The 22,985-nt window shown below is 73.8% G+C and carries 21 protein-coding genes and 1 tRNA gene; 5 read left to right on the top strand and 17 right to left on the bottom strand.

Annotation, left to right across the window (positions count from 1 at the left end):
* Positions 1-40: 40 nt before the first annotated feature.
* Complete coding sequence (locus ABD091_RS14165; RefSeq protein WP_343919517.1) at positions 41-1,465, bottom strand: cystathionine beta-synthase; 1,425 nt, start codon at positions 1,463-1,465, stop codon at positions 41-43.
* Positions 1,466-1,551: 86 nt separating this feature from the next.
* Between ABD091_RS14165 and ABD091_RS14160 the strand changes: the two genes are divergently transcribed.
* The gene (locus tag ABD091_RS14160; protein WP_343919515.1) at positions 1,552-2,595 is read left to right on the top strand and encodes an SGNH/GDSL hydrolase family protein; all 1,044 of its coding nucleotides are present in this window, start codon (positions 1,552-1,554) and stop codon (positions 2,593-2,595) included.
* A gap of 55 nt (positions 2,596-2,650) precedes the next feature.
* Here the strand turns inward: ABD091_RS14160 and ABD091_RS14155 are convergent, their stop codons facing one another.
* The 9 genes from ABD091_RS14155 to ABD091_RS14115 all read right to left on the bottom strand — a co-directional run bounded on the left by ABD091_RS14155 (position 2,651) and on the right by ABD091_RS14115 (position 9,661).
* Positions 2,651-3,517: a Bax inhibitor-1/YccA family protein gene (locus tag ABD091_RS14155; protein WP_343919513.1), complete on the bottom strand. Its 867-nt coding sequence runs from the start codon at positions 3,515-3,517 to the stop codon at positions 2,651-2,653.
* Positions 3,518-3,712: 195 nt separating this feature from the next.
* Positions 3,713-3,786, bottom strand: a tRNA-Leu gene (locus ABD091_RS14150).
* A gap of 11 nt (positions 3,787-3,797) precedes the next feature.
* Positions 3,798-4,628 (bottom strand): uracil-DNA glycosylase, encoded by an 831-nt coding sequence (locus ABD091_RS14145; RefSeq protein WP_343919511.1) that lies wholly within the window; start codon positions 4,626-4,628, stop codon positions 3,798-3,800.
* On the bottom strand, positions 4,625-5,536 hold the full coding sequence (locus tag ABD091_RS14140; RefSeq protein WP_343919509.1) for a Ppx/GppA phosphatase family protein: 912 nt from the start codon (positions 5,534-5,536) through the stop codon (positions 4,625-4,627). The genes ABD091_RS14145 and ABD091_RS14140 overlap by 4 nt, the downstream gene beginning before the upstream one ends.
* Complete coding sequence (locus ABD091_RS14135) at positions 5,529-6,041, bottom strand: DUF501 domain-containing protein (protein WP_343919507.1); 513 nt, start codon at positions 6,039-6,041, stop codon at positions 5,529-5,531. The genes ABD091_RS14140 and ABD091_RS14135 overlap by 8 nt, the downstream gene beginning before the upstream one ends.
* The gene (locus tag ABD091_RS14130) at positions 6,041-6,679 is read right to left on the bottom strand and encodes an FtsB family cell division protein (RefSeq protein ID WP_343919505.1); all 639 of its coding nucleotides are present in this window, start codon (positions 6,677-6,679) and stop codon (positions 6,041-6,043) included. Before ABD091_RS14130 ends, ABD091_RS14135 begins: the two co-directional genes overlap by 1 nt.
* 20 nt (positions 6,680-6,699) lie before the next feature.
* Positions 6,700-7,977, bottom strand: coding sequence for a phosphopyruvate hydratase (eno, locus tag ABD091_RS14125; protein ID WP_343919503.1), 1,278 nt, complete (start codon positions 7,975-7,977; stop codon positions 6,700-6,702).
* 92 nt (positions 7,978-8,069) lie between these two features.
* Entirely contained in the window at positions 8,070-8,804 is a 735-nt protein-coding gene (locus ABD091_RS14120) for a class F sortase (RefSeq protein ID WP_343919500.1), read from the bottom strand.
* Positions 8,801-9,661: a DUF4397 domain-containing protein gene (locus tag ABD091_RS14115; protein ID WP_343919498.1), complete on the bottom strand. Its 861-nt coding sequence runs from the start codon at positions 9,659-9,661 to the stop codon at positions 8,801-8,803. The genes ABD091_RS14120 and ABD091_RS14115 overlap by 4 nt, the downstream gene beginning before the upstream one ends.
* A 180-nt stretch (positions 9,662-9,841) precedes the next feature.
* On the opposite strand from ABD091_RS14115, the gene ABD091_RS14110 reads away from it, so the two are divergent.
* Positions 9,842-11,281 (top strand): hypothetical protein, encoded by a 1,440-nt coding sequence (locus ABD091_RS14110; RefSeq protein WP_343919496.1) that lies wholly within the window; start codon positions 9,842-9,844, stop codon positions 11,279-11,281.
* Between the two features lie 17 nt (positions 11,282-11,298).
* On the opposite strand, the gene ABD091_RS14105 is transcribed toward ABD091_RS14110, so the two are convergent.
* The 7 genes from ABD091_RS14105 to ABD091_RS14075 form a co-directional block, all read right to left on the bottom strand.
* On the bottom strand, positions 11,299-11,904 hold the full coding sequence (locus ABD091_RS14105; RefSeq protein WP_343919494.1) for a MazG nucleotide pyrophosphohydrolase domain-containing protein: 606 nt from the start codon (positions 11,902-11,904) through the stop codon (positions 11,299-11,301).
* A 25-nt stretch (positions 11,905-11,929) separates the two neighbouring features.
* On the bottom strand, positions 11,930-12,610 hold the full coding sequence (locus ABD091_RS14100) for a hypothetical protein (protein ID WP_343919492.1): 681 nt from the start codon (positions 12,608-12,610) through the stop codon (positions 11,930-11,932).
* Entirely contained in the window at positions 12,607-16,167 is a 3,561-nt protein-coding gene (gene mfd, locus ABD091_RS14095; RefSeq protein WP_343919490.1) for a transcription-repair coupling factor, read from the bottom strand. Before mfd ends, ABD091_RS14100 begins: the two co-directional genes overlap by 4 nt.
* Before the next feature lie 76 nt (positions 16,168-16,243).
* Complete coding sequence (locus ABD091_RS14090) at positions 16,244-17,194, bottom strand: calcium-binding protein (RefSeq protein WP_343919488.1); 951 nt, start codon at positions 17,192-17,194, stop codon at positions 16,244-16,246.
* A 41-nt stretch (positions 17,195-17,235) separates the two neighbouring features.
* Entirely contained in the window at positions 17,236-17,856 is a 621-nt protein-coding gene (locus ABD091_RS14085) for an HAD family hydrolase (RefSeq protein WP_343919486.1), read from the bottom strand.
* Between the two features lie 4 nt (positions 17,857-17,860).
* Complete coding sequence (locus tag ABD091_RS14080) at positions 17,861-18,646, bottom strand: 3'(2'),5'-bisphosphate nucleotidase CysQ (protein ID WP_343919484.1); 786 nt, start codon at positions 18,644-18,646, stop codon at positions 17,861-17,863.
* A 19-nt stretch (positions 18,647-18,665) separates the two neighbouring features.
* Complete coding sequence (locus tag ABD091_RS14075) at positions 18,666-19,403, bottom strand: helix-turn-helix transcriptional regulator (RefSeq protein ID WP_343919482.1); 738 nt, start codon at positions 19,401-19,403, stop codon at positions 18,666-18,668.
* Positions 19,404-19,777: 374 nt separating this feature from the next.
* Here ABD091_RS14075 and ABD091_RS14070 point away from each other — a divergent pair, with 374 nt between their 5' ends.
* The 3 genes from ABD091_RS14070 to ABD091_RS14060 all read left to right on the top strand — a co-directional run.
* Complete coding sequence (locus ABD091_RS14070; protein ID WP_343919480.1) at positions 19,778-20,752, top strand: hypothetical protein; 975 nt, start codon at positions 19,778-19,780, stop codon at positions 20,750-20,752.
* Between the two features lie 19 nt (positions 20,753-20,771).
* Positions 20,772-21,485 carry a response regulator transcription factor gene (locus tag ABD091_RS14065; protein WP_343919478.1) on the top strand — a complete coding sequence of 238 codons (714 nt, stop codon included), beginning with the start codon at positions 20,772-20,774 and terminating at the stop codon, positions 21,483-21,485.
* A 77-nt stretch (positions 21,486-21,562) separates the two neighbouring features.
* On the top strand, positions 21,563-22,985 hold a 1,423-nt coding region (locus ABD091_RS14060; RefSeq protein WP_343919476.1), incomplete at its 3' end, for an exopolysaccharide biosynthesis polyprenyl glycosylphosphotransferase.

Below are 22,985 nucleotides of genomic sequence, written 5' to 3'. Positions count from 1 at the left end.
GCACCCCCTGACCGGGTCGACGGGCGTGTCGAGAGCCGCCTCAGCCGCGGGCGAGGTGGGCCAGCAGGTCCTGCCGCGTGAGCACGCCGATCGGCTTGCCGTCCTCGTGCACGAGCGCCGCATCAGCGTGCTCGAGCAGCGCGACCGCGGCGGTGGCCGGCTCGGTCGACCCGATGGTCGGCAACGGCTCGGACATGTGGTCCTCGACCGCGTCCGCGAGGTGGGCGGTGCCAGCGAAGAGGGCGTCGAGCAGGGTGCGCTCGGAGACCGATCCGGCGACCTCGGCGGCCACGATGGGCGGCTCGGCGCGCACGACCGGCATCTGGGAGACGCCGTACTCGCGCAGGATCTGCACCGCCTCCGCGATCGTCTCGGCCGGGTGGGTGTGGACGAGGTCGGGCATCCGGCCGTCCTTGCCCCGCAGGACCTCGCCGACGGTCTGCACGGCGTGCTCCCCGTCGGCCTCGTCGGCGCTGGTCGGGAAGCCGTAGCGGGCCAGCCACTCGTCGTTGAAGATCTTGGTCAGGTAGCCGCGGCCGGAGTCGGGCAGCAGCACCACGACCACCGCGTCGGTCCGCCCCTCGGCGGCGAGCTCGGCGGCGAGCTGCTTCGCGGCGTAGGCCGCCATGCCGCACGAGCCGCCGACCAGCAGCGCCTCCTCGCGGGCGAGCCGGCGGGTGAAGGCGAAGGAGTCGGCGTCGGACACCTCGATGATCCGGTCCGCGATCTCGCGGTCGTAGGCCTCGGGCCAGAAGTCCTCGCCGACGCCCTCGACGAGGTAGGGGCGACCGGTGCCGCCGGAGTAGACCGAGCCGGCCGGGTCGGCGCCGACCACCTGGATCTCCCGGCCCGCGAGCGCTGCCTGCTCCTTGAGGTAGCGGCCGATGCCCGAGATGGTGCCGCCGGTGCCGACGCCCGCGACGAAGTGGGTGATCCTCCCCTCGGTCTGCTCCCAGATCTCCGGGCCGGTGGTCTCGTAGTGCGACCGCGGGTTGTTCGGGTTGGAGTACTGGTCGGGCTTCCAGGCGCCGGGCTGGGACGAGAGCCGGTCGCTGACGTTGTAGTAGGAGTCGGGGTGCTCCGGCGCGACCGCGGTCGGGCAGACGACCACCTCGGCGCCGTAGGCCTTGAGCACGTTGCGCTTGTCCTCGCTGACCTTGTCGGGGCAGACGAAGACGCACTTGTAGCCCTTCTGCTGCGCCACCATCGCCAGCCCGACGCCGGTGTTGCCGGAGGTCGGCTCGACGATCGTCCCGCCGGGCTGGAGCTCGCCCGAGGCCTCGGCGGCCTCGATCATCCGCGTCGCGATCCGGTCCTTCACCGAGCCGCCGGGGTTGAGGTACTCCACCTTGGCGAGGACCAGCGGCCCCTCCGCGCCGGTGCCCGCCGGCAGGTCGAGCGTCCGGTTCAACCGGACGAGGGGGGTGTTGCCGATGAGGTCCACGACTGACTCGACGTACTGCATGGGCGCCAATCTAGGGGCAGGTGTCCGCATCGAGGGATTCGGCGGATCGGCTCGGGGCGGTGGGAGCGCGCCCGTAGGGTTGGGGCGTGGGGAAGGCTGCCGCTGCACGCAAGCTGGCCGCCGCCGCGGCGTACGGCGGTGGCGGGCTGTCGGTGCTCGGCGGCGGGCTCTACGGCGTGCTCCGGGTCGAGGCGGCACTGGCCCGCAAGGCGATCGGCGAGCCGCTCGGCTCTCGCCCGCCGGACGCCACCGGCTGGTATGGCCGCGGCCGTCCGGGTCCTGCGATCAAGGTCGCCCTCGTCGGCGACTCGAGCGCCGCCGGCTATGGCGTCGACCGGGTCGAGGAGACGCCGGGCGCGCGACTGGCGAGCGGTCTCGCCGCCCTCGCCGACCGCCGCGTCCACCTGCGCAGCCTCGCCGTCGTCGGCGCCCAGTCACGCGACCTCGCCGGTCAGGTCGAACGGGCGCTCCCCACGGAGCCGGACCTCGCCGTGGTCCTGATCGGCGTCAACGACATCACCCACTCGGTCCTCCCGGCCACCTCGGTCCGCAACCTGTCCGAGGCCGTGCGCCGCCTGCGCGACGCCGGGGTCGCGGTCGTGGTCGGCACCTGCCCGGACCTCGGGACGATCCGCCCGATCCCGCCGCCGCTGAAGCAGGTCGGCCGCGCCTGGTCGCGCCGGCTGGCCGCCGCGCAGGCGATCGCGGTCGTCGAGCAGGGCGGCCGGACCGTCTCGCTCGGGACGATCCTCGGTCCCGAGTTCGACGCCGCCCCGGCCCTCCTCTTCGGCCCCGACCGCTTCCACCCCTCCGCCGCCGGCTACGCGTCGCTGGCCGACGTCCTGCTGCCGAGCTCGCTGGCCGCGCTCGGTCACGGGCTCGACGCGATCGAGCAGCCCGAGGCGGGGCGCGGCGAGGGGTTGCGGCCGATCGCCCTGGCCGCGATCGAGGCCGCGAACACGCCCGGCACCGAGCTCGACGGCACCGAGGTCGCCGGCAACCGTCGCGGCGTACGTGGGCTCTGGGTGGAGCTGCGCCACCGACGCCGCCACCCGGCCACCGAGGGCGAGGCCCCCGACGAGGCCGAGCACGACGGCCAGCCCGAGCACGCCGCGACCGACGGCGCGTGACGACGACGAACGGCCCCGCTCCCGGGTGGGAGCGGGGCCGTTCGGCTGGTTCAGGTCAGTCCTGGTTGAAGATCGCGAGGATCCGCAGCAGGTTGGTGTAGATCCAGACGAGGCTGACGGTCATCGCGAACGCCGCGCGCCACGACTCACGCTCGTCGAGGCCGGCGGCGATGCCCTGCTCGACGAAGTCGAAGTCGAGGATCAGCATGAAGACACCGAGCACGAGTCCGGCGACGGCGAACAGCAGGCCGAGGCCACCGAAGCCGAAGAACCCGATCTGGTTGCCGAAGAAGCCGAGCACCATCTCGAGCAGGCCGAGGGCGACCATGCCGAACATGGCGGCGACCACGAAGGTGCGGAACTTCTGGCCGACCTTGATGTCGAGCACCTTGTAGGCGGTCAGGGTGCCGGCGAAGGCGGCGAAGGTGCCCGCGACGGCCTGCACCACGATGTTGTCGGTGATGCCCTGGCTCTGGACGACCGTGGCGTCGAGGAACTTGCTGAACGCCCCGAGGGCCACACCCTCGAGCGCGCAGAACGCCAGGACCAGGCCGGGGCTGACCACGCGCTTGAACGAGTTGACCATCGACAGGGCGAAGGCACCGAACGAACCGACCATCAGCGCGAGGTAGAGGCTGCCCGCGCTCGCCCCGTCGAGGTCGCCGGTCACGATCCAGGTGATCGCCGCCGTGACGATGACGACGGCCAGCGAGATCCCGGTCTTCTGCACGACCGAGTCGACCGTCATCCGCGGCCCGGCGGCCTGGGCCGGGGCGTAGGTGTCGTAGCCGACCGGGGACTGGCCCTGGCCGTAGGCGTCGTGGCCCGCACCGTTGCCGGGGTAGGTCGGGTTGCCGTAGGCGTTGGTCTCGCGTCCGTTGAACCCGTCGGCTCGTCGGAAGACGGGGTTGTTGCTCTGCATGGTCTCCTCCTTGGAGGCCCTACTGATGGGTGGGGGGCGCCACCGTGACGCCCCTCGGTACGGCCATTCTAGTGGGCCGACACTGTCACAACGATCCGCGAGGCGGCGCTGTTCCGTCGCCCGGGCGAAGTTCGCGGCTTCTCAAACCTCGCCGTCGCCGTCGACATCGATGTCATGGGGCAGGTGGGCGGTGCGTGCCCCGGGTGGGGGTCGAACCCACAACCAGTCGCTTTTAAGGCGACCTCCTCTGCCAGTTGGGATACCGGGGCCGGAGGAGGGCTCAGTCTGTCAGGGCACGGGCGCGCTCGAAGACGCGATCCAGCATGTCCGGGGTCAGCCGCCCGGTGAAGGTGTTGTGCTGGCTGGGGTGGTAGCAGCCGAGCAGCGTGAGGTCGCCCAGCTGCGCCTCGGCCTCGTGGCCGAACCGCGGTCGCGGCGTCGGCAGACCGACACCGGCGGCGGCGAGTCCGCGCAACGCACCGGCCCAGCCGTAGGCGCCGAGCGCGACGACCACCCGGACGTGCGGCAGCAGCAGACGCACCTCCTGCTCCAGCCAGGGCTGGCAGGTGTCGCGCTCGCGCACGGTCGGCTTGTTCTGGGGCGGCGCGCACCGCACGGTCGCGATCATGCGGGCCCCCAGCAGCCGCTGACCGTCACCGGCATGGGCCGAGGTCGGCAGGCTCGCCCACCCGGTCCGGTGGAGACTGGCGAAGAGCCAGTCGCCGCTGGAGTCGCCGGTGAAGACCCGGCCGGTGCGGTTCGCGCCGTGGGCCGCGGGGGCCAGCCCGACGATCAGCAGCCGCGGCTCGTCGGCGCCCCACCCCGGAGACGGCCGTCCCCAGTAGGGCTGGTCGTCGTACGCCGCCCGCTTGCCGACCGCCACGTCCTCCCGCCAGCGCACCAGCCGTGGGCACGCGGCGCAGGTGCTGACGCGGGCGTCGAGCTCGGCGAGGGGGTCGGGCTCCTCGGAGGTCCGCGCCAGGCGTCGCACCTGCGCGGGCGTCCGCGCGATCGGCGTGGTCCCGGTCGCCGGGTCGTCGGGCCACCCCTCCCCCGCGGGGACCGGCGAGGTGAACTCCCGACCGGTGAGCGGGTGGGGGTGGCTGGTCACCGGATCGAGGCGGCGATGCCGTCGAGGATGTCGGTCTCGCAGACGGTGAGCCGGTCGGCTCCCGCCCGGGCGAGGACCTGCCGGATGATCACGAACCCGGCGTCGACGACGTCGGCGCGCCCGGGGTGCATGGAGGGCAGCGCCCGACGGTCGGCGACGGTCAGCCCGACGACGTGGTCGATCGTGCCGCGGACCGTGGCGAGGTCGTGGACGGTGCCGTGGATGTGGTCGCGGTCGTAGTCCGGCAGCCCCAGCGCCAGGGCGGCGAGCTGGGTCGACGTCCCCGCGATCCCGACGACCGTCGCCGCGTCGGCGAGCGGCACGCCGCACCCGTCGAGCGCCGCGTCGACGTCGGCCGCGATCGCCGCGAGCTCGTCGGCGGTCGGCGGGTCGTGGCGGACGTGACGCTCGTGGAGCCGCACCGAGCCGACGTCCATCGACCGCGCAGCGACGACGCCCGCGCGGTCGCCGAGGACGACCTCGGTCGACCCACCGCCGACGTCGACGACCAGGACCGGCGTCGCGACGTCGTCGGGGAGCCCGCTCATCGCGCCGGCGAAGGCGAGGGCTGCCTCCTCGTCGCCGCTGAGGACCTCGGGCTCGACCCCGAGCCGCTCGACGACCCCGGCACGGAAGACGTCGGCGTTGGAGGAGTCGCGCGTCGCCGAGGTCGCGCAGAAGCGGATCCGCCCGGGTGGCACCTCGTGCTCGCGCACCAGCGCGGCGTAGTCGTCGAGGGCCGCGAACGCGCGGGCGAGGGCGTCGTCGTGGAGCCGCCCGGTCGCGTCGACGCCCTGGCCGAGGCGGACCATCCGGGCCTCCCGCACGAGCGCGTCCGGTGGCGACCCGATGAAGAGCTTGATGGTGTTGGTGCCGCAGTCGATCGCGGCGACCGGCGGCTCACTCATCGGCGGGGGCGCAGGGGCCCTCGGACCACCAGTCCCCGAGGAGCGCGAGCACCTCGTCACCGAGCGGGTTGACACCGGGACCCGCGGCCAGGGCGTGGCCGGCGAGGACGTGGAGGCACTTCACACGATCGGGCATGCCACCGGCCGAGATGCCCTCGATCTCGGGGACGTCGAGCCCGGCCTCGGCGCCCACGCGGTCGCGGTCGGAGAGGTAGGACTCGTGGGCGGCTCGGTAGGCGGCCGCGAGCTCGGCGTCGTCGCCGAGCCGCGCCTCCATCTCCTTCATCAGGCCCGACCCCTCGAGGGTGCCGATGCGGGAGGCCGCGCGCGGGCAGGTGAGGTAGTAGGTCGTCGGAAACGGGGTCCCGTTCGGCAGTCGCGGCTCCGTCGTGACGACGTCGGGCAGCGCACAGGGACAGCGGTGACCGACCCCGGCGATGCCGCGTGGCTCACGGCCCAGCTGTCGTGCGATGGCCTGCTCGTCGGCGGGGTCGATGGGTGGCACTAGTCGAGGGGCTCCTGCTCGGGGGCGTCGAGGTCGGTCGCCGGCGGCGGCTGGTCCTTCGGCGGGTCGCCGGCCAGCTCGACCGAGGCCCATGCATCCTGCCACCACGCCTGCGGCTCCTCGGCCAGCACCTCCGCCGGGTCGTGGAGCTCGGCCTGCCCCTCCAGCGGTGTGCCGTCCTCGTCGAGCACGACGTAGGCCGTCTCACCGGGCATGACGTAGCCGAACCGCTCGCGCGCCTGGGCGCGGACGTAGGCGTCGTCGTCCCAGCGGCGCTTCTCGCGCTCGAGGTCGTCGATCTCGGCCGACGTCCTCGAGATCTGGTCCTTGAGGTCCGCGATGTGGGCGCGCTGCTGGAGGTAGGCCTTCATCGAGGAGGCGTAGGAGACCGCCAGCACCGCGACGACGAGCACCAGCACCGCGGCGCGGCCGGTCAGCCGCGGGCGCCGTACGCCGCCCTCCCGGGCGACCGGACGCAGGCTCCCGGAGGTCGACGGGCCCATCGACCAGGCCTGGGTGTCCTCGAGCGAACGGGAACGGGACGGCGAGCGCCCGGCGCCCCGCGCGCCGGCCTTCTGGCCGGGACGACGGGAACCTCCGGGCGACTGCTGCCCTCGGCCGGTGCGTCGCTCGCTCACCGGCCCCACGATAGGCGGGCTCAGCCCCCGAACCGGGGGAACGCGCCGGAGCCGGCATAACGAGCGGCGTCGCCCAGCGCCTCCTCGATGCGGAGCAGCTGGTTGTACTTCGCGACCCGGTCGGAGCGGGCCGGGGCACCGGTCTTGATCTGGCCGCAGTCGGTCGCGACGGCGAGGTCGGCGATGGTGGTGTCCTCGGTCTCGCCGGAGCGGTGGCTCATCATGTTGCGGAACCCGGCGCGGTGGGCGAGCTCGACGGCGTCGAGGGTCTCGGTGAGCGAGCCGATCTGGTTGACCTTGACCAGCATCGCGTTGGCCTGGCCGCCGTCGATGCCGCGCTGGAGCCGCTCGACGTTGGTGACGAACAGGTCGTCGCCGACCAGCTGGGTCTTCTCCCCGAGCTCGTCGGTCATCGACTTCCAGCCCGCCCAGTCCTCCTCGTCGAGCGGGTCCTCGATCGAGACGATCGGGTAGGCCGCCACGAGCTCGGCGTAGTAGGCGACCATGTCGTCGGCGGAGCGCTTCTTGCCCTCGAAGGTGTACTTCCCCTTCTCGCAGAACTCCGTCGCCGCGACGTCCATGGCCAGGGCGATGTCCTTGCCGAGCTTGAAGCCGGCGGCCTTGACCGCCTCGGCGATCAGGTCGAGCGCCGCGCGGTTGGAGTCGAGGTCGGGCGCGAAGCCGCCCTCGTCGCCGAGGCCGGTCGAGAGCCCCTTCTTCTTCAGCACCGACTTCAGCGCGTGGTAGACCTCGGCGCCCTGCTGGAGCGCCTCGCGGAAGGTGGCCGCCCCGATCGGGGCGATCATGAACTCCTGGACGTCGACGTTGGAGTCGGCGTGGGCCCCGCCGTTGAGGATGTTCATCATCGGGACCGGCAGCAGGTGGGCGTTGGGCCCGCCGACGTAGCGGAAGAGCGGGAGGCCGGCGGAGTCGGCCTGGGCCTTCGCCACGGCCAGCGACGCACCGAGCACCGCGTTGGCGCCGAGCTTCGCCTTGTTGGGGGTGCCGTCCAGCGTCAGCATCGTCTGGTCGACCAGCCGCTGGTCGTCGGCGTCGAGGCCCTCGATCGCGGGGCCGATCCGGCGGATGACGGCGTCGACGGCCTTGGTCACGCCCTTGCCGCCGTAGCGCTTGCCGCCGTCGCGCAGCTCGACGGCCTCGAAGGCACCGGTCGAGGCGCCGCTGGGGACGGCAGCACGCGCATAGGTGCCGTCGTCGAGGACGACCTCGACCTCGACGGTGGGGTTGCCGCGCGAGTCGAGGATCTCGCGGGCGCCGACGGCGGAGATGACAGCCACTGGGTTGCTCCTTGGTCTGGTGGACGAGCCATGGTCACCCTAGTGGCGACCCGCGAGTAGGTCAGCCGCCTGTCCGCGTGGTCACCGTGTGGTCACCGCGGTGCCGCCACCGGGACCGCCTCGACCACCCGGTTGTCGAGGTAGCGGCCGCGCACCCGGTCGTAGGGCCCGCCGCAGGTGACGAGCAGCAGCCGGTGGGGACGGCGCTGCTCGAACAGGTCGGAGCGCGCGGACAGGTCGGCGCTGGGAAGCAGGTAGTTCCGCACGACCTCGTAGGCCTGCCTGCGCCGGGGGGCGCTCAGGACCACGCGGTCGCCCGGGCGGAGCGCGGTCAGCGCGACGAGGTAGCCGGCCGGGTCGGTCGTGGTGTCGAGGTGGCCGGCGACCACCACGGTGCCGTAGGGCGTGCCCGCCCTGGCACCCCCGCGCCACCAGCCGACCCGGTCCGCGTCCGCGGGGAGCTCGAGCGCCCTGCCGACCACGGAGACCGGCTCGACCGGGGCGGTCGCGCCGTACGCCGCCGCACCGAGGCTCAGCGCGGTGGGCCGGAAGTCGGGCCACTGGCGGGGCAGCCGGCGGCCGGTCGCCGCGGACGGGGCGCCGCCGGACGGACCGGACGTGCCGGGCGCGTCCCCGGGCCGGGGCCGGGAGCGCTCGAGGACGCGCCCGGGCCCGACCCGGGCCGGTTCGGAGGTCGCCGCGGGTGGCGGCGGGGCGCTTGCCACCGGAGGCTCCTCGTCACCGCCGCCGACGACGGCGGCCGCGACGAGCAGCGCCACCCCCAGGGCGGCCGACAGCCCTGCCGCGAGCGCCCGGCGTCCGGTCACGCAGGGCTCGACCGGCCCGGCGTACGCCGCCGCGGGCCGCCCACCAGCAGCGCCCCGACCAGGGCCAGGACGCCGGCCACCGCGAGCGCCGGGCCGGTCGACCGGCTCTCGGAGGCGTGCTGACCGCCCCTCCCACCGGGGATCCCGCCCGGCGCCGTGTCGGAGCCCTTGACCGACACCGGCAGCTCGTGGACGACGGCGTCCATGGTGCCGCGGGCCGCCACCCCGATCGCGAAGACGCGGGTGTAGGTGGCGGCACGCAGCGGCAGGTCGACCGGGCCCAGGACGGGCGGGTCGTCGGTCGCCGCGGGGACGACCGCGACCCGGTAGGTGTCGGCGGGCACGGCCACCGTGAGCTCCTCGCCGCTGGCGACGTCGGCGAAGAGGACGTCGCCGTCGACCTTGATGTCCGCCGGGCCGACCGCGGCGGTGTGGGCGATGGAGAGGCGGGTCTTGCCGTCGGCGACCGGTGCGAGGTCGTTGGCGAAGCTGGTCACGACGGGGTCCTTGCTCGCGTCGACGGGCAGGTGGATCACGACGTCGACGCTCTCTCCGGCGGCGACGTCGAACTCGGCCTCGACCGTCGCGTCGCCGCGGGCCGCCCGGAGCTCGTGGGCGCCGGCGGCGAGGTCGAAGGGCCCGACGACCTCCTTGCCGTCGACGTCGCTCGCGACGCCCTCGCCGTCGACGGCGATGTCCCACGTGGTCCCGGCGACCCCCTGCACGACGTAGACCTGGCCCGCGTCGGGGGCCGCTGCCGACGACGGCGGGCCCAGCAGGAGCGCAGGCCCCACGAGAGCCGGGCCGACGACGATGCCGATGAGATGGCGCGCACGGCGCCCGAGCGGAGTGCGCACGAGAATCCCCCAGTCCCGGACCGAGGACCGGGCCGTGTCGGGGAGTGCAACACGGGTTTCGGACCCGTCACCCCACGCTCGGGCACGGTCCCCGAAGTTGGGTAGCAGTCCCGACGGACGGGCACTGCGGCCGGGCGTGCTGGTTCCGTGTGGGCTCGGACGCGTCTTGGGGGGTCGTCAATGGGGGACGGGTTCACAGCGGCCGCGACCAGTGTCGGCGTGCTGCTGACCGTGGTGCTGGTCGTGCTCCTGCTGCTCGCGGCCTGGCGCCACCGTCGCCGCAGCGTCGTGCGCGCCCCGCGCGACCTCGACCTCGACCTCGCCACGGGCGCTCGGGTCGTCGGGGCGGTCACCCGCCGGCGCACCGGGCACGGGATCGTCGACAGCCACCAGGGCCAGCGGCTGCTGGCGGCGGTGTCCGAGGAGGCGGGGCCCGGCCCGGCGACCGTCCTCGTCCTCGCCCCCGGCGGCACCGGGCCGGCCGAGGACGTCGCGGCCGCGCTGGCGGCCGCGGCCGACGGAGGTGGCGAGCCGGTCACCCTCGTGCACGCGCCCGGTGGCGCCCGACGTGCGGTCGCGCCCCGGTCGGTGCGGGAGTACCAGCCGGCGGCCGACTGGCTGGGCACGGACGCCTCGCTCCGCGAGGCCAGGGTCGACGACTTCCTCGAGGAGCTCGAGACCGAGGACGACGGCACCCGCACCGTGGTGCTGGCCGCGCCGCCGATCGGCGACAGTGTCGAGGCCCTGGCGATGGCGCCTTTCGTGGACGTCGCGCTGGTCGTGGCCGAGCGCGGGGTGACCACGCTGGCCGAGCTCGACCGCACGGTCGAGGACCTCGCGGGGGCCGGGGCCGACCTCGTCCTGGTGGCAGTGCTCGAGACGTCGGGCCCGGCCGTGCGGACCGACCATGCCTCCACGCTCGGGATCGCGCTCGCGGTCGTGCTGACCACCGGACTGCTGGCGCTGGTGCCCACGCTGCTCGATCACGACTCCGACGCCGGCGCCGGCGCCGGCGCCGTCCCGACGGACGGCCGGCCCGCCGCCGGCGCCGTCCGGGACGAGACCGGCCCCGGCCGCGACCGGCCCGGGGTGCACCTCACGGCCGCTGCCGACTCGGACGGCGACCTGCGGGTCGTGGAGCAGGTGGTGTCGACCGAGCCGCTGCGTTCGGTCCGGGTCGCCCCTCCCCCGCCTCCCGAGGGCTCGACGACCGCCCCGCAGCTGACCGACGTGAGGATCAGCGCGGACGGCGAGCGCGTCCCGTTCGCGGCCGGCACGATCGGCGAGGGTGGCGTCGCCGTGCGACTGCCCGGCGGGGCGACGCGGCTCGAGCTGACCTACCGCGTCACCGGGGCGGGGTTCCACAGCGACGCCGCGCCCGCCGGACGCACCAGCTTCTCCCTCCGCCCGGCGACGGAGCGGACGGTGAGCGACCTGCGCGTCGTGACCGAGGTCCGGGGCGAGGGCGTGCTGGGCGTGGTGTGCCCCGAGGTCCCGCAGGCGCAGCGGCTCTGCGGCGTCGAGGGTGGACGCGGCTGGCGCACCCGGCCGGTCCCGGTGTCACAGTCGGCCGTGGTCGCGCTCGTCGACCTGGCGCCCGGAGGGCCGGTCGACGGCTGAGTCCGGGCAGGTGGCCGTCAGAGGCGGCGGCGTACGGCGTCGCGCAGCGCCTGCTCCGGGTCTGCGCCGGTGGCGCGTGCCTCCGCGACCAGGGCGAGCAGCCGGTCGCCGAGGTCGGTGGACCCGGTCGGGTCGTCCGGCACGTCGAGGGGGCGGCCCGCACGGGCGGCCCGGTCGAGCACCTTGTCGGCGTAGAGCAGCGCCGGCAGGCCGGGCGCCAGGCCCTCGGTGACCGAGGTGCGCTGCTTCTCCTCGGCCTTGCTCGCCTCGTAGAGCTCGTTGACCGTCGCCGGGTCGAGGTCGTCGCGCCCCGCGTCCTCGCCGAAGACGTGGGGGTTGCGGCGCACCATCTTCGCGGTCACGTCGCGGGCGACGTCGGCGGTCGTGAAGTCACCCGCCTGCTCGGCCATGACGGTGTGGAGGAAGACCTGGAGCAGCAGGTCGCCGAGCTCCTCGCGCAGCAGGGCGGTGTCACCGGTGTCGAGCGCCTCCAGCGTCTCGTGGGTCTCCTCGAGCAGGTAGCGCGCCAGCGACCGGTGGGTCTGCGCGGCCTTCCAGGGGCACTCGGCCCGCAGCCGCCGCATCACGTCGAGGAAGGCGACGACCTCCTCGTCACCCTCCACGCCGCGCTCCCGGACCCGGGGACCGTCAGCGGCCGCAGCGGTGGGTGTCGGGCAGCAGCCGCGCCTCGGCCGGGTTGGGCTCGGCGGCGAGCCCGGCCTTGGCCTGGTCGCTCACCGCGAAGGAGACCGCTCCGTCGACGGTGGTGATGTTGCCGTCCTCCAGTGCGGTGTTGAGCGACGGGTCGAACTCGACGTCGTGCTCCTCGATCCAGCCGGTGAGGACCTCGGCGCCGGCGTTGACGAAGTCCTCGTAGGCGCCCTCGCCGTCGAGCTCCTGCTCGCCGACCGCGGCCTGCACGGCCTCGATGTAGGCGGTCGCACCCTGGACCTCGACCACGCTGTCGCGGACGTCCTCCGGCAGCGACGCGGTCTGGCGCTGGAGGTCGGCGACGGCGGTGCGGTACTGCTCGCTGTCGGCCTCGACGCCGTACTCCGCGGCGACCTGCTCGGCGGCCGAGCGCAGCGCGAGCGTGCCCGCGATGCCGCCGCGCAGGAAGCTGTTGGGCAGCGTCTGCGCCTGCCCGTCGAGCTGGGGCTCGATGGCGGTGCAGAAGTCGCCGGCGACCTGGTCGACGCGGGCGATCGAGATCGTCTCGTCGTCGACCCGGACCGCGGTGCCGGGCTGGATCGCACCGCAGCCGGTCAGGCCGAGCGTGGCGGCCGCCGCGAGGGCACCGAGCCTGCGGGAGGTGCTCACCTTCATCACGACGACTGCTCCTTCGACTGCTGGTCTGTGGGGTCGATCACGGAGTCAATCACGCCGCGCGCCCACTCCAGCAGGGCGACCCCCTCCACCGGGGTGCCGAGCCGGCCGGGGATCCCGGGGCGCGGGACGAGGATGGTGTCGAGCTGGGTCTTGACGATGCTCTTGGGATAGAGCCGCTGGAGCCGGACCGTGCGCGACTCCGGCAGGCTCACCGGCGCGAAGCGGACGTTCTTGCCGGCGATGGTGACCTCGCCGATCCCCGCCTGGCGGGCGCGGGCCCGGAACCGCGCGACCAGCAGCAGCGCCGCCACCGGCTCCGGCGGCTCGCCGTAGCGGTCGACCATCTCCTCGCGCAGGAGGTCGACGTCGTCGTCGGCCCGGACCTCGGCCAGCCGCTTGTACATCTCCAGCCGAAGCCGCTCGCTCGGGACGTAGTCGTGGGGCAGGTGCGCGTCGACCGGCAGCTCGATCCGGACCTCGCGCAGCGCTCCTCCGTCGGCGTCCGGCCCGTCCTTGAACTCCTGGACGGCCTCGCCGACCAACCGGACGTAGAGGTCGAAGCCGACGTCGGCGATGTGGCCCGACTGCTCGCCGCCGAGCAGGTTGCCGGCACCGCGGATCTCGAGGTCCTTCATCGCGATCGCCATGCCGCCGCCGAGGTCGGAGTGCTGGGCCAGCGTGGCGAGCCGCTCGTGGGCGGTCTCGGTCAGCGGCTTCTCGGCGGGATAGAGGAAGTAGGCGTAGGCACGCTCGCGCGAGCGCCCGACCCGGCCACGGAGCTGGTGGAGCTGGGAGAGGCCCAGGGCGTCGGAGCGCTCGATGATCATCGTGTTGGCGTTGGACACGTCGAGACCCGACTCGACGAGCGTCGTGCACACCAGCACGTCGAACCGCTTCTCCCAGAAGTCGAGCATCACCTGCTCGAGCTGCTTCTCGTTCATCTGGCCGTGGGCCGTGGCGACCCGGGCCTCGGGGACCAGCTCGCGGAGCCGGCCGGCTGCCTTCTCGATCGAGCTGACCCGGTTGTGGATGAAGAAGACCTGGCCGTCGCGCAGCAGCTCGCGCCGGATCGCCGCGGTGACCTGCTGGTCGTCGTAGGCGCCGACGTAGGTGAGGACCGGGTGCCGCTCCTCGGGCGGTGTCGTGATCGTCGACATCTCGCGGATGCCGGTCACCGCCATCTCGAGCGTGCGCGGGATCGGCGTGGCGCTCATGCTCAACACGTCGACGGCGGTGCGCAGCCGCTTCATCTGCTCCTTGTGCTCGACGCCGAACCGTTGCTCCTCGTCGACGATGATCAGCCCGAGGTCCTTGACCCGGACGTCGGGGTTGAGCAGGCGGTGGGTGCCGACGACGATGTCGATGCTGCCGTCGGCGAGACCCGACATGACCTCCCTGGCCTCCCCGTCGGACTGGAACCGCGACAGCGGCCGGATCGTGACCGGGAAGCCGCTCATCCGTTCCTCGAAGGTCGAGAGGTGCTGGGTGACCAGCAGCGTCGTCGGCACCAGCACGACGACCTGCTTGCCCTCCTGGACGGCCTTGAAGGCCGCCCGCACCGCGATCTCGGTCTTGCCGTAGCCGACGTCGCCGCAGACCAGCCGGTCCATCGGGACGGTGCGCCGCATGTCGGCCTTCACCTCGTCGACCGTGCTGAGCTGGTCGGGCGTCTCCTGGAACGGGAAGGCGTCCTCGAGCTCCCGCTGCCACGGGGTGTCCGGGCCGTAGGCGTGGCCCTGGGTCGCCTGCCGCGCGGCGTAGAGCTTGATCAGCTCGGCCGCGATCTCGCGGACCGCCTTGCGCGCCCGGTTCTTCCGCTTGGTCCAGTCGCCGCCGCCGAGCCGGTCGAGGCTGGGCTGCTCGCCGCCGACGTAGCGGGTGACCTGGTCGAGCGTGTCGGCCGGGACGTAGAGCCGGTCCGGCGGGGCGCCGCGCTTGCTGGCGCCGTACTCCAGCACGAGGTACTCCCGGGTCGCCCCCTGGACGACCCGCTGCTTCATCTCCACGAACCGGCCAACGCCGTGCTGCTCGTGGACGACGTAGTCGCCGGCCTGCAGCTCCAACGGGTCGATCTGCTTTTTGCGTCGCGCCGGCATCCGGCGCATGTCGCGCGTCGAGGACTTCTGGCCGGACAGGTCCTCACCGGTCAGCACCACGAGCCGGGCGTCGGCGTCGACGAAGCCGTGGTCGAGGGCACCGCAGGACACGGTCACCACCCCGGGACGGGGCTCGAGGACGTCGGGCTCGACCATCGCCGCCGGGACGTCGTGGTCGGCCAGCACCTCCACCATGCGCTGGGCTGGGCCGTGACCGGGGTGGAGCACGACGACGCGCTGGTCGGCGGCGAGCCAGCCGCGGATGTCGGCGACCGCGCGCTCGAGGTCACCGCGGTAGGACTCGACCGTGGTCGCCGGGAGCACCCGCGACTCCACCCCGTCGCCGGCCTCGGAGACCTCACCGATGCCGAACGGGCTCACGCTCCACCAGGCCTGCCCGGCCGAGATGGCGTGCTCACGGACGTCGCCGAGCTCGCGGTAGGACGCCGCTCCGAGGTCGATCGGCGCCTGGCCGCCGGAGGCCGCGGCCGCCCAGCTGGCACCCAGGAACTCCTCACTCGTCGCGACCAGGTCGTGGGCCCGCGAGCGCACGCGCTCGGGGTCGAGCACGACCACGTGGGTGTCGGTGGGGAGCAGGTCGACCAGCAGCTCCATCTCGTCGACGAGGACCGGGGCCAGCGACTCCATCCCCTCGACGGCGATGCCGGCGGCGATCTTGTCGGTCAGCTCGAGCAGCTGGGGATGGGCCTCACCGAGCGCGGCCGCGCGGCGGCGTACCTCCTCGGTGAGGAGCAGCTCGCGGCACGGTGGCGCCCACAACCGCGGGACCGGCTCGAGCGTGCGCTGGTCGGCGACCGAGAACGACCGGATCTCCTCGACCTCGTCGCCCCAGAACTCCACGCGGAGCGGGTGTTCCTCGGTCGGCGGGAAGACGTCGACGATGCCGCCGCGAACCGCGAACTCGCCGCGCTTCTCGACCAGGTCCACGCGCGAGTAGGCCGCTGCCGCGAGGTGCTCGACGACCTCGTCGAGCACGGCCGCGGCACCGGGGACCAGCTCGACCGGGCGCAGGTCACCCAGGCCCGGCACCTGCGGCTGGAGCACCGACCGCACCGGGGCCACCACGACCTTCACCGGTCCGTTGCTCGCGTCGGTGCCGGGGTGGCGCAGCCGGCGCAGCACGGCGAGGCGGCGGCCGACCGTGTCGCTGCGCGGGCTGAGCCGCTCGTGGGGCAGGGTCTCCCAGCTCGGGTAGTAGGCGACGTGGGCGGGGTCGAGGAGGTCACCGAGGGAGGCGACGAGGTCCTCGGCCTCGCGTGACGTCGGGGTCACGGCGAGCACGGTGCGCTCCCGCTGCGCCAGCCCGGCCAGCACGAAGGGACGCAGGCCGGTGGGGCCGGTCAGGTCGAGGGCGGGCAGCGCGCCGCCCTTGGCGTCGGCCATCGCCTGGGCGAGGACCGGTTCGTCGAGGACCGCGTCGGTCAGGGCGGTGAGGCTCACTGTTTCCCTTCGGGAGGCACGCACGGCGACCCCCGGTCGGAACGACAGGGGGTGGTGGCGACCAGTCTACGGGCGGTCACTCGGTCAGCCGGTGCTCGATCCCGACCGGCTGGTCGTCGTCGTCGTACCAGGCGGAGTCGTCGCCGGGCCCACCGTCGAGCACGACGTCGACGTAGAGGTCGTCGGCGTCGAGGACGTCGTCACCCGGGCCGGCGTAGAGCCAGCTCTCGCCGCCGCTGCTGAACAGGACGTCGTCGCCGCTGCCGCCGTAGAGGTGGTCGTCCTCGTGGTCGTAGAGCTCATCGTCGCCCCCGTGCCCGTAGAGCACGTCGGACCCCGGGTCGCCATGGATCAGGTCCCGTCCGGGGTGTCCGTGGATCACGTCGTCCCCGTCGCCGCCCGTCACGGCGAGCGTGCGGCCGCCGTACCAGGGGGCACCGGTGCCGTGACCGCCGCGGCCATCGGCCACGTCGGCGCCGCCGAGGAGGAACAGGGAGAGGTTCGTGACCGTGCTCCGGAAGCGCACGTCGACGTCGTCGTCGCCGTTGACGTCGACGCCGCGCCGGCCGACGTGGACGGTCTCGGCCTCGCCGTCGTCGCTGCCCCCGAGCCCGGTCATCCAGAAGGCGGTCATCCCGCCGCGCAGCACGAACTCGATCTCGGAGGTCCCGGTGGCCTCCGCGGTGCGTCCGGGACCGAGGGGCCGGTACGGCAGCTGGTAGTCGAGGCGGCCCGTCCGGCCCTTGCCGGTGACCACGACGCGGTCGGTGTTGCGGACGGTCGCGCGGGCGCAGAAGCCCTGCTGGGAGGAGTCGTTCTGGTTGCCCCACCACAGCCGGCCCCCGTCGGGCGACCCGGCCGGCCACGCGAACATCCGGAGCGAGGTGCCGCCGTCGACGCGCGCGTGCACGACGCCGTCGTCGAAGCGACAGGAGGTCGCCGTGGCCGGCGGCACCGCGCCGACCACGGCCGCGCTCGCCCCCACGACGAGGGCGACGGCCCTCCAGGTCCCCCGCCCGGCACGCACGCCGACACTCTGGCACCACCGGGCCCGGCGCGCCAGCCTCGTCAGTCGGCGAGCGGCAGCCCGACCTCACGGAGCCTCGACCGGAGCTGCGCACCACCCTCGTCGAGGTGCCACTGGACGGCGCGGAGGCCGAGCCCCGCGGCTGCCTCGACGTTGCGCCGCGAGTCGTCGACGAAGGCGACCGACTCCGGGCGAGGGGCGCCGAGCCGCTCGAGCACGACCTCGAAGAACGCGACCTCGGGCTTGGCCACCCCGAGCTCGCAGGAGTAGAACGCCCCGTCGGCGATCTGCTCGTAGCCGAGCGTGCGCCGCATCAGCGCGGCGCGGCGGGGGTGCTGGTTCGTGGCCAGGTGGATGCCCAGCCCGGCACCGGCCGCCTCCCGGGCGACGTCCCACGCCTCCGGACGCACGGTGATCGACTCCCACAGCCCGGCGTAGAGCTCCGCGGCGTCGAGGTCGACGTCGAAGTCCGCGAGGACCGCGTCGAGGCCTGCGGGGAAGTCGGCCTCGCCGCACAAGGCGGGCGCCTCCAGCTCGTCGACGGCGTGCACGAACGCGTCGGCGTGGTCCCCGAGCCGGCGCTGGATCTCCGCCCGCCAGCCGTCACCGCCGACCTGCTGGAGGACCCCGTCGCAGTCGAGCAGCAGGTGGTCGACCGCCACCGGGTCAGTCGGTGCCGTGACGGCGGACGAAGTCGAGGATCTGGTCGGCGAGCTCGGGGCGGCACACCAGCAGGTCGGGCAGCGAGGTGTCGGCCTCGTTGTAGACCAGCGGCGACCCGTCCACCCGTGAGCAGTGGAGGCCGGCGGCCTTCGCGACCGCGACCGGGGCCGCGTTGTCCCACTGGTACTGACCGCCGGCGTGGACGTAGGCGTCGGCGACGTCGCGGACGACGCTCATCACCTTCACGCCGGCCGACCCCATCGGCACCAGCTCGGCGCCGATCTCGTCGGCGAGGGCCTCCACGAAGGCAGGAGGACGGCTGCGAGAGACCGCGATGCGGGGCCGGTCGGCGGAGCGCGGAGGGACGGTCGCCGGAGCGCCGGTGTGGAAGGTCTCCCCGAGGGCGGGTTGGGCCACGGCGCCGGCCGTCAGTCCGTCGCCGCCGGCGCTGCGCTCCCACAGCGCCACGTGGACGGCCCAGTCGTCGCGCGGCGGCTCGGAGAACTCGCGGGTGCCGTCGAGCGGGTCGATGATCCAGACCCGCTCGGCGTCGACGCGCGACTTGTCGTCGCGGGCCTCCTCGGACAGCACCTTGTCGGCCGGACGGTGCTCGGCGAGCAGCCCGGCCAGCAGCTCCTGGGCAGCGGCGTCGCCGGCGTCCTTGAGCGCGCGCCCCTCGAGTCCTTGGGTGCGGACCTCGAGCAGTCGGACGCCCGCCTGCTCGGCAGCCCAGGCGGCGAAGGCGTGGTCGTCGGTCAGGTCGGGCGCAGCATCAGTCGCGTCAGTCACCCGGCCAGCCTAGGGCGTGTCAGTGGCCGACGGCGCGGGCGCCGTGCTCGTGCGGGACGACGGTGGGCGTCGTCGCGGCCAGCAGAGGGCTCTCGAGCTCCTGGGCCACCGCCACGGCGGCGAGCTGGGAGCGGACGCCGAGCTTGCGCAGGATCGCCCGCACGTGGGTGCGGACCGTCGCCTCACGGACCTCCAGCAGCGCCGCCAGCTCGACCACGGTCGCGCCGGTGCGCATGCCCGCGAGCACCGCGTGCTCCCGCGGGGTGAGCTGGTCGAGCCGGTCTCGGGCCTCGTCCTGGCGGCGTACGAACTCCAGCCACAGGCCGAGCAGCTCCTCGCACTCGGACGGGGAGAGCACCCGGCCGCCGTAGTCGATGACGGCGAGCGCCTCGACGAGCTCGTCCAGCGACACCGACGACGACAGGATCGAGACGGCTCCCGCGGAGACCAGTGCTCCCCAGTAGGGGCCGCGTGGCCGCCCGGTGAGGACCAGGACCGGCGAGGCCGTCGAGCGCAGCAGCGCGACGACCCGGGCGACGTCGCCCGCCGAGACGAGGTCGTCGATGACGACCACGACCGTGGCGTCCTGCGCGTCGGCGGCCCGCAACGTCTCGTCGACCCTCACCCCCCGGCTGCGCAGGGCCGTGGCGACCGTCTGCCCGATGAGGGACAAGGGGGTGACCAGTCGGGTGACCAGACCGGCCGCGGGCGCCGAGGGGATGGCGTCCGGGCGGGTCGGGGTCTGCTCGCAGATCATGCGTCCCTTTCCCGACCTCGGTGGCGGTCCGAGGTCTTCCCCGCACTGTTACGCCTGAGAGGGGGTGGCGGACGGGTCGGCGGCGGGCTTGCACCGAATTGGGGACGCGCTCCGCGGCACGACGCGCCAGGGGCGACTCATATGGACCAGTACGTGCCCTATTTGTGGTATTGGCCGAAAGCCCTGTTCGTATCAGGGCAGTACGACGTAGTCTCCTCGCGGGGAAAGGTCCATCGGCGGGGGGTCGGTGGCCAACAGGCAACGTGCTCACGCACGTCCCGGGGGGGACAACTGTGGCGATTTCAATTTCTGTACCTGCGCGTCATGACTGGCATGCGACGGCCCTGCGGCTTTCGACCTGCTTCATCGGCGTCGTGACACTGGCCGTGCTCGCCGGCCTCTGGTCGGGCCAGGGCCCGGCTGCTGTGACGCGGGCGTCCGGACTGGTGCTCGGCGCAGCGCTCGTGCTCGCGGCCGCGCTGGTCAACCTGGCCCGCTGGGCGCGGGCGGGTGACGAGCTCTGGTCGTGCGTGGTCGTGCTGTCGACGATGGCCGGTCTCCAGCTCGTCACCACCGGCACCGGGCTGACCGACGGCCCGGCGGCACCGACGCTGTGGGCCATGCTCGCCGGCATGACGGCGCTGTCGGTCGCCGTCGGCCTGTCGCTGCTGCGACCCGCGGCCGGCAACGCACCACCGCTGGTCGTCGGCGCCGGTCTGGGCCTCGCGGCCGCCGTGGTCATGCTGACCGCGCCGGCCTTCGGGTCCGACTACCTCGGCGTCCGCACGATCGTGGCCCTCGCGCTGTGGCTGGTCTACGTCGCCGCGGCCGTCGTCGTGCACCGCCGCTGGGTCTGGGACGGCCCGACCCGGACGGTGGCCACGGTCGCGGTGCTCCTGGTCGGCGCCGCCGAGTCGTTCCGCAGCCTGGCCGGCCTCACGGTCTGGACCGGCACCGCGGCGGGCGTGATGAAGCTGCTGGCGGCCGCGCTGCTGACCGGGGCGGCCTACGTGGTCGTGCGCAACGACCTGCTGGCCCACCGGCGCCACATCCACACGCTGCGCCACCGACTCGTGGTGGCCGAGCAGAGCGACCACACCGACCTGACCCAGCAGCACTCGTTCCGCAACCTCGTGGCCGGCATCAGCATGGCCGCGGAGCTGCTCGAGGACGACGACCTGGAGGAGCCGACCCGGCGCCGGTTCGAGCACCGGATCCACCTCGAGGCCCAGGAGCTGTGCCACCTCATCGACCAGCGGACCCCGCGGCCGTTGCGCGTCGTGCCACCGCACGCTGCGGACACCGCTCACTCCCAGACGCGGGGCACCCACGCCTCGCGCGCGCAGTGATCGCGGCGGGGGCGCGCTCGTGACGACCACACCGTCCATGGCCCACCAGCACCGGGTCGTGATCATCGAGGACCATGCTCTCTTCGCCGAGTCCTTGGAGCTGACGCTGACCCGTGAGGGCTATGACGTCCGACGACTCGAGGTTCCGGAGGAGGGTGGCTCGCTCGCCACCCTCCGCGCCGCCGCCATCCGGCTCCGGCCGCGTGTCGTGCTGCTCGACCTCGACCTCGGTCGCCTCGGTGACGGGGTCGCCCTGATCGGGCCGCTCGCCCAGTCCGGCGCCAACGTCGTGGTGGTGACCGCGTCGACGGACCGGGGGCGGTGGGGCTCGTGCGTGCGCGCCGGCGCTCGCAAGGTGCTCTCGAAGACCCGACCGCTCCAGGAGACGCTCTCGACCGTCCGCCGGCTGATGCAGGGCCTGCCGGTCATGAGCACCGACGAGCTGGAGAGCCTGCTGGCGGAGTGGCGTGCCCAGCGCGCCGAGATCGAGGACATGAGCAATCGGCTCGAGCGCCTGACGCCCCGCGAGAAGGAGGTCCTCTCGCGGCTGATCGACGGCACGACCGTGCGCGAGATCGCCCGCATCAGCGTCGTCTCCGAGGCCACGGTGCGCACCCAGGTGAAGTCGATCCTGGCCAAGCTCGAGGTCTCCTCGCAGCTCGCGGCCGTCGGGATGGCCAACCACGTCGGCTGGCGACCGATCGTCTCCAGCCAGAGGACATCTTTGCCGTAAATGCGGCATGAGGTCGCGCCCCGCCCTCCCTAGAGTCGAACCAGACCAGGACGACGGACCGGGAGGGGGGACCACCAGTGACGCAGCTGTCGTTGCCGCCTACTGGCCAGCTCCAGCGGGCGCTCGTCGAGGCTCCCGCCACCCTGGTCGACCGCCTGGGGGTCCTCCCCTCCCACCGGGGCCGCTCACGCTCGGCCTGGCGGTCCGGTGTCGTCACCGCCCTCACCGCCGTCGCCGCCGCGACCGCGGCGCTCGGGATCCTCGCGCTGGCGACCACGCCGCTCGACCTCAAGGTCGCGCTGTTCCTGCTGGTCATGTGGCCGGTGATGCTCGGCGCCCAGGGCTGCTTCGTGGTCCGCCACGTCGGCGACAGCCTCGGGTCACGCGCCGGACGCGTGGTGCGGGCCGGAGGCGCGCTCGGGCTCCTCAGCTGGGTGATGGGCCTGCTGATCGGCAGCCACGCGGCCCCGGTCGCCATGATCCCCGCGACCCTGGCCGTGACCGGCAGCGGCCTGGTCACCACCCTGCTCCGCACCCGCCGCCGTACCCGCGTCGTGCTGACCGGCACCTCCGCCGACGTCGCGTGGGCCGCGACCGAGCTGCTCACGCGGCCCGACCTCGCCGTGGTGGGCGCCTGCGTCTCCGACGACCCGTCGGGGCTGGTCGTCGACTACCCCGTCCTCCCCGACGTGAGCCGCTCGGTCGAGCAGGCCGTCCGCCAGGACGCCGACGTGGTCGTCATGCTGCCCGGACCGGGTCTCGGTCCGGCACAGGTGCGCCGCCTCCAGTGGGAGGCCGGGACCCACGAGGTCGGCGTCTACGTCGGCACCGGGCTGCTCGACGTCGCCCCCTTCCGGATGTCCCTGACGGTCGGGGGTGGACTCGGCCTGGTCCAGGTGCGTCCGACCGCTCACGCGGGTGCCCGACGCCTCCTCAAGGACGTCGCCGAGCGGCTGGCCGCCGCAGCCGGGCTGCTCCTCCTCTCGCCCCTGCTCCTCGCGGTCGCGGCCGCGATCCGGTTCGACTCCCCCGGGCCGGCGCTCTTCAGCCAGCAGCGGGTCGGCCGCGACGGACGGCTCTTCACGATCTGGAAGTTCCGCACGATGTCGACGTCGGCCGAGACCGACCTGGCCCGGCTGGCCGACGACAACGAGGGCGGCGCGGTGCTGTTCAAGATCCGCACCGACCCCCGGATCACCCGCCTCGGCGGCGCCCTGCGTCGCTACTCCATCGACGAGCTGCCCCAGCTCTGGAACGTCGTCGTCGGCGACATGTCGCTGGTCGGCCCACGGCCGGCGCTGCCCCAGGAGGTCGCCCAGTACGACGTCGACCCGCGCCGCCGGCTGGCGGTCAAGCCCGGCCTCACGGGCCTGTGGCAGGTCTCCGGGCGCTCCGACCTCGACTGGGACCAGACGGTCCGGCTCGACCTGCGCTACGTCGACAACTGGTCGCTGCGCCTCGACGTGGTCATCCTGGTCCGCACCCTGCGAGCGGTGCTCG

Source organism: Nocardioides aestuarii (genome assembly GCF_039527245.1).
Lineage (GTDB): Bacteria > Actinomycetota > Actinomycetes > Propionibacteriales > Nocardioidaceae > Nocardioides > Nocardioides aestuarii.
Note: the sequence above shows the minus strand (reverse complement) of the source record. Positions and strands in the feature narration are given on the sequence as shown.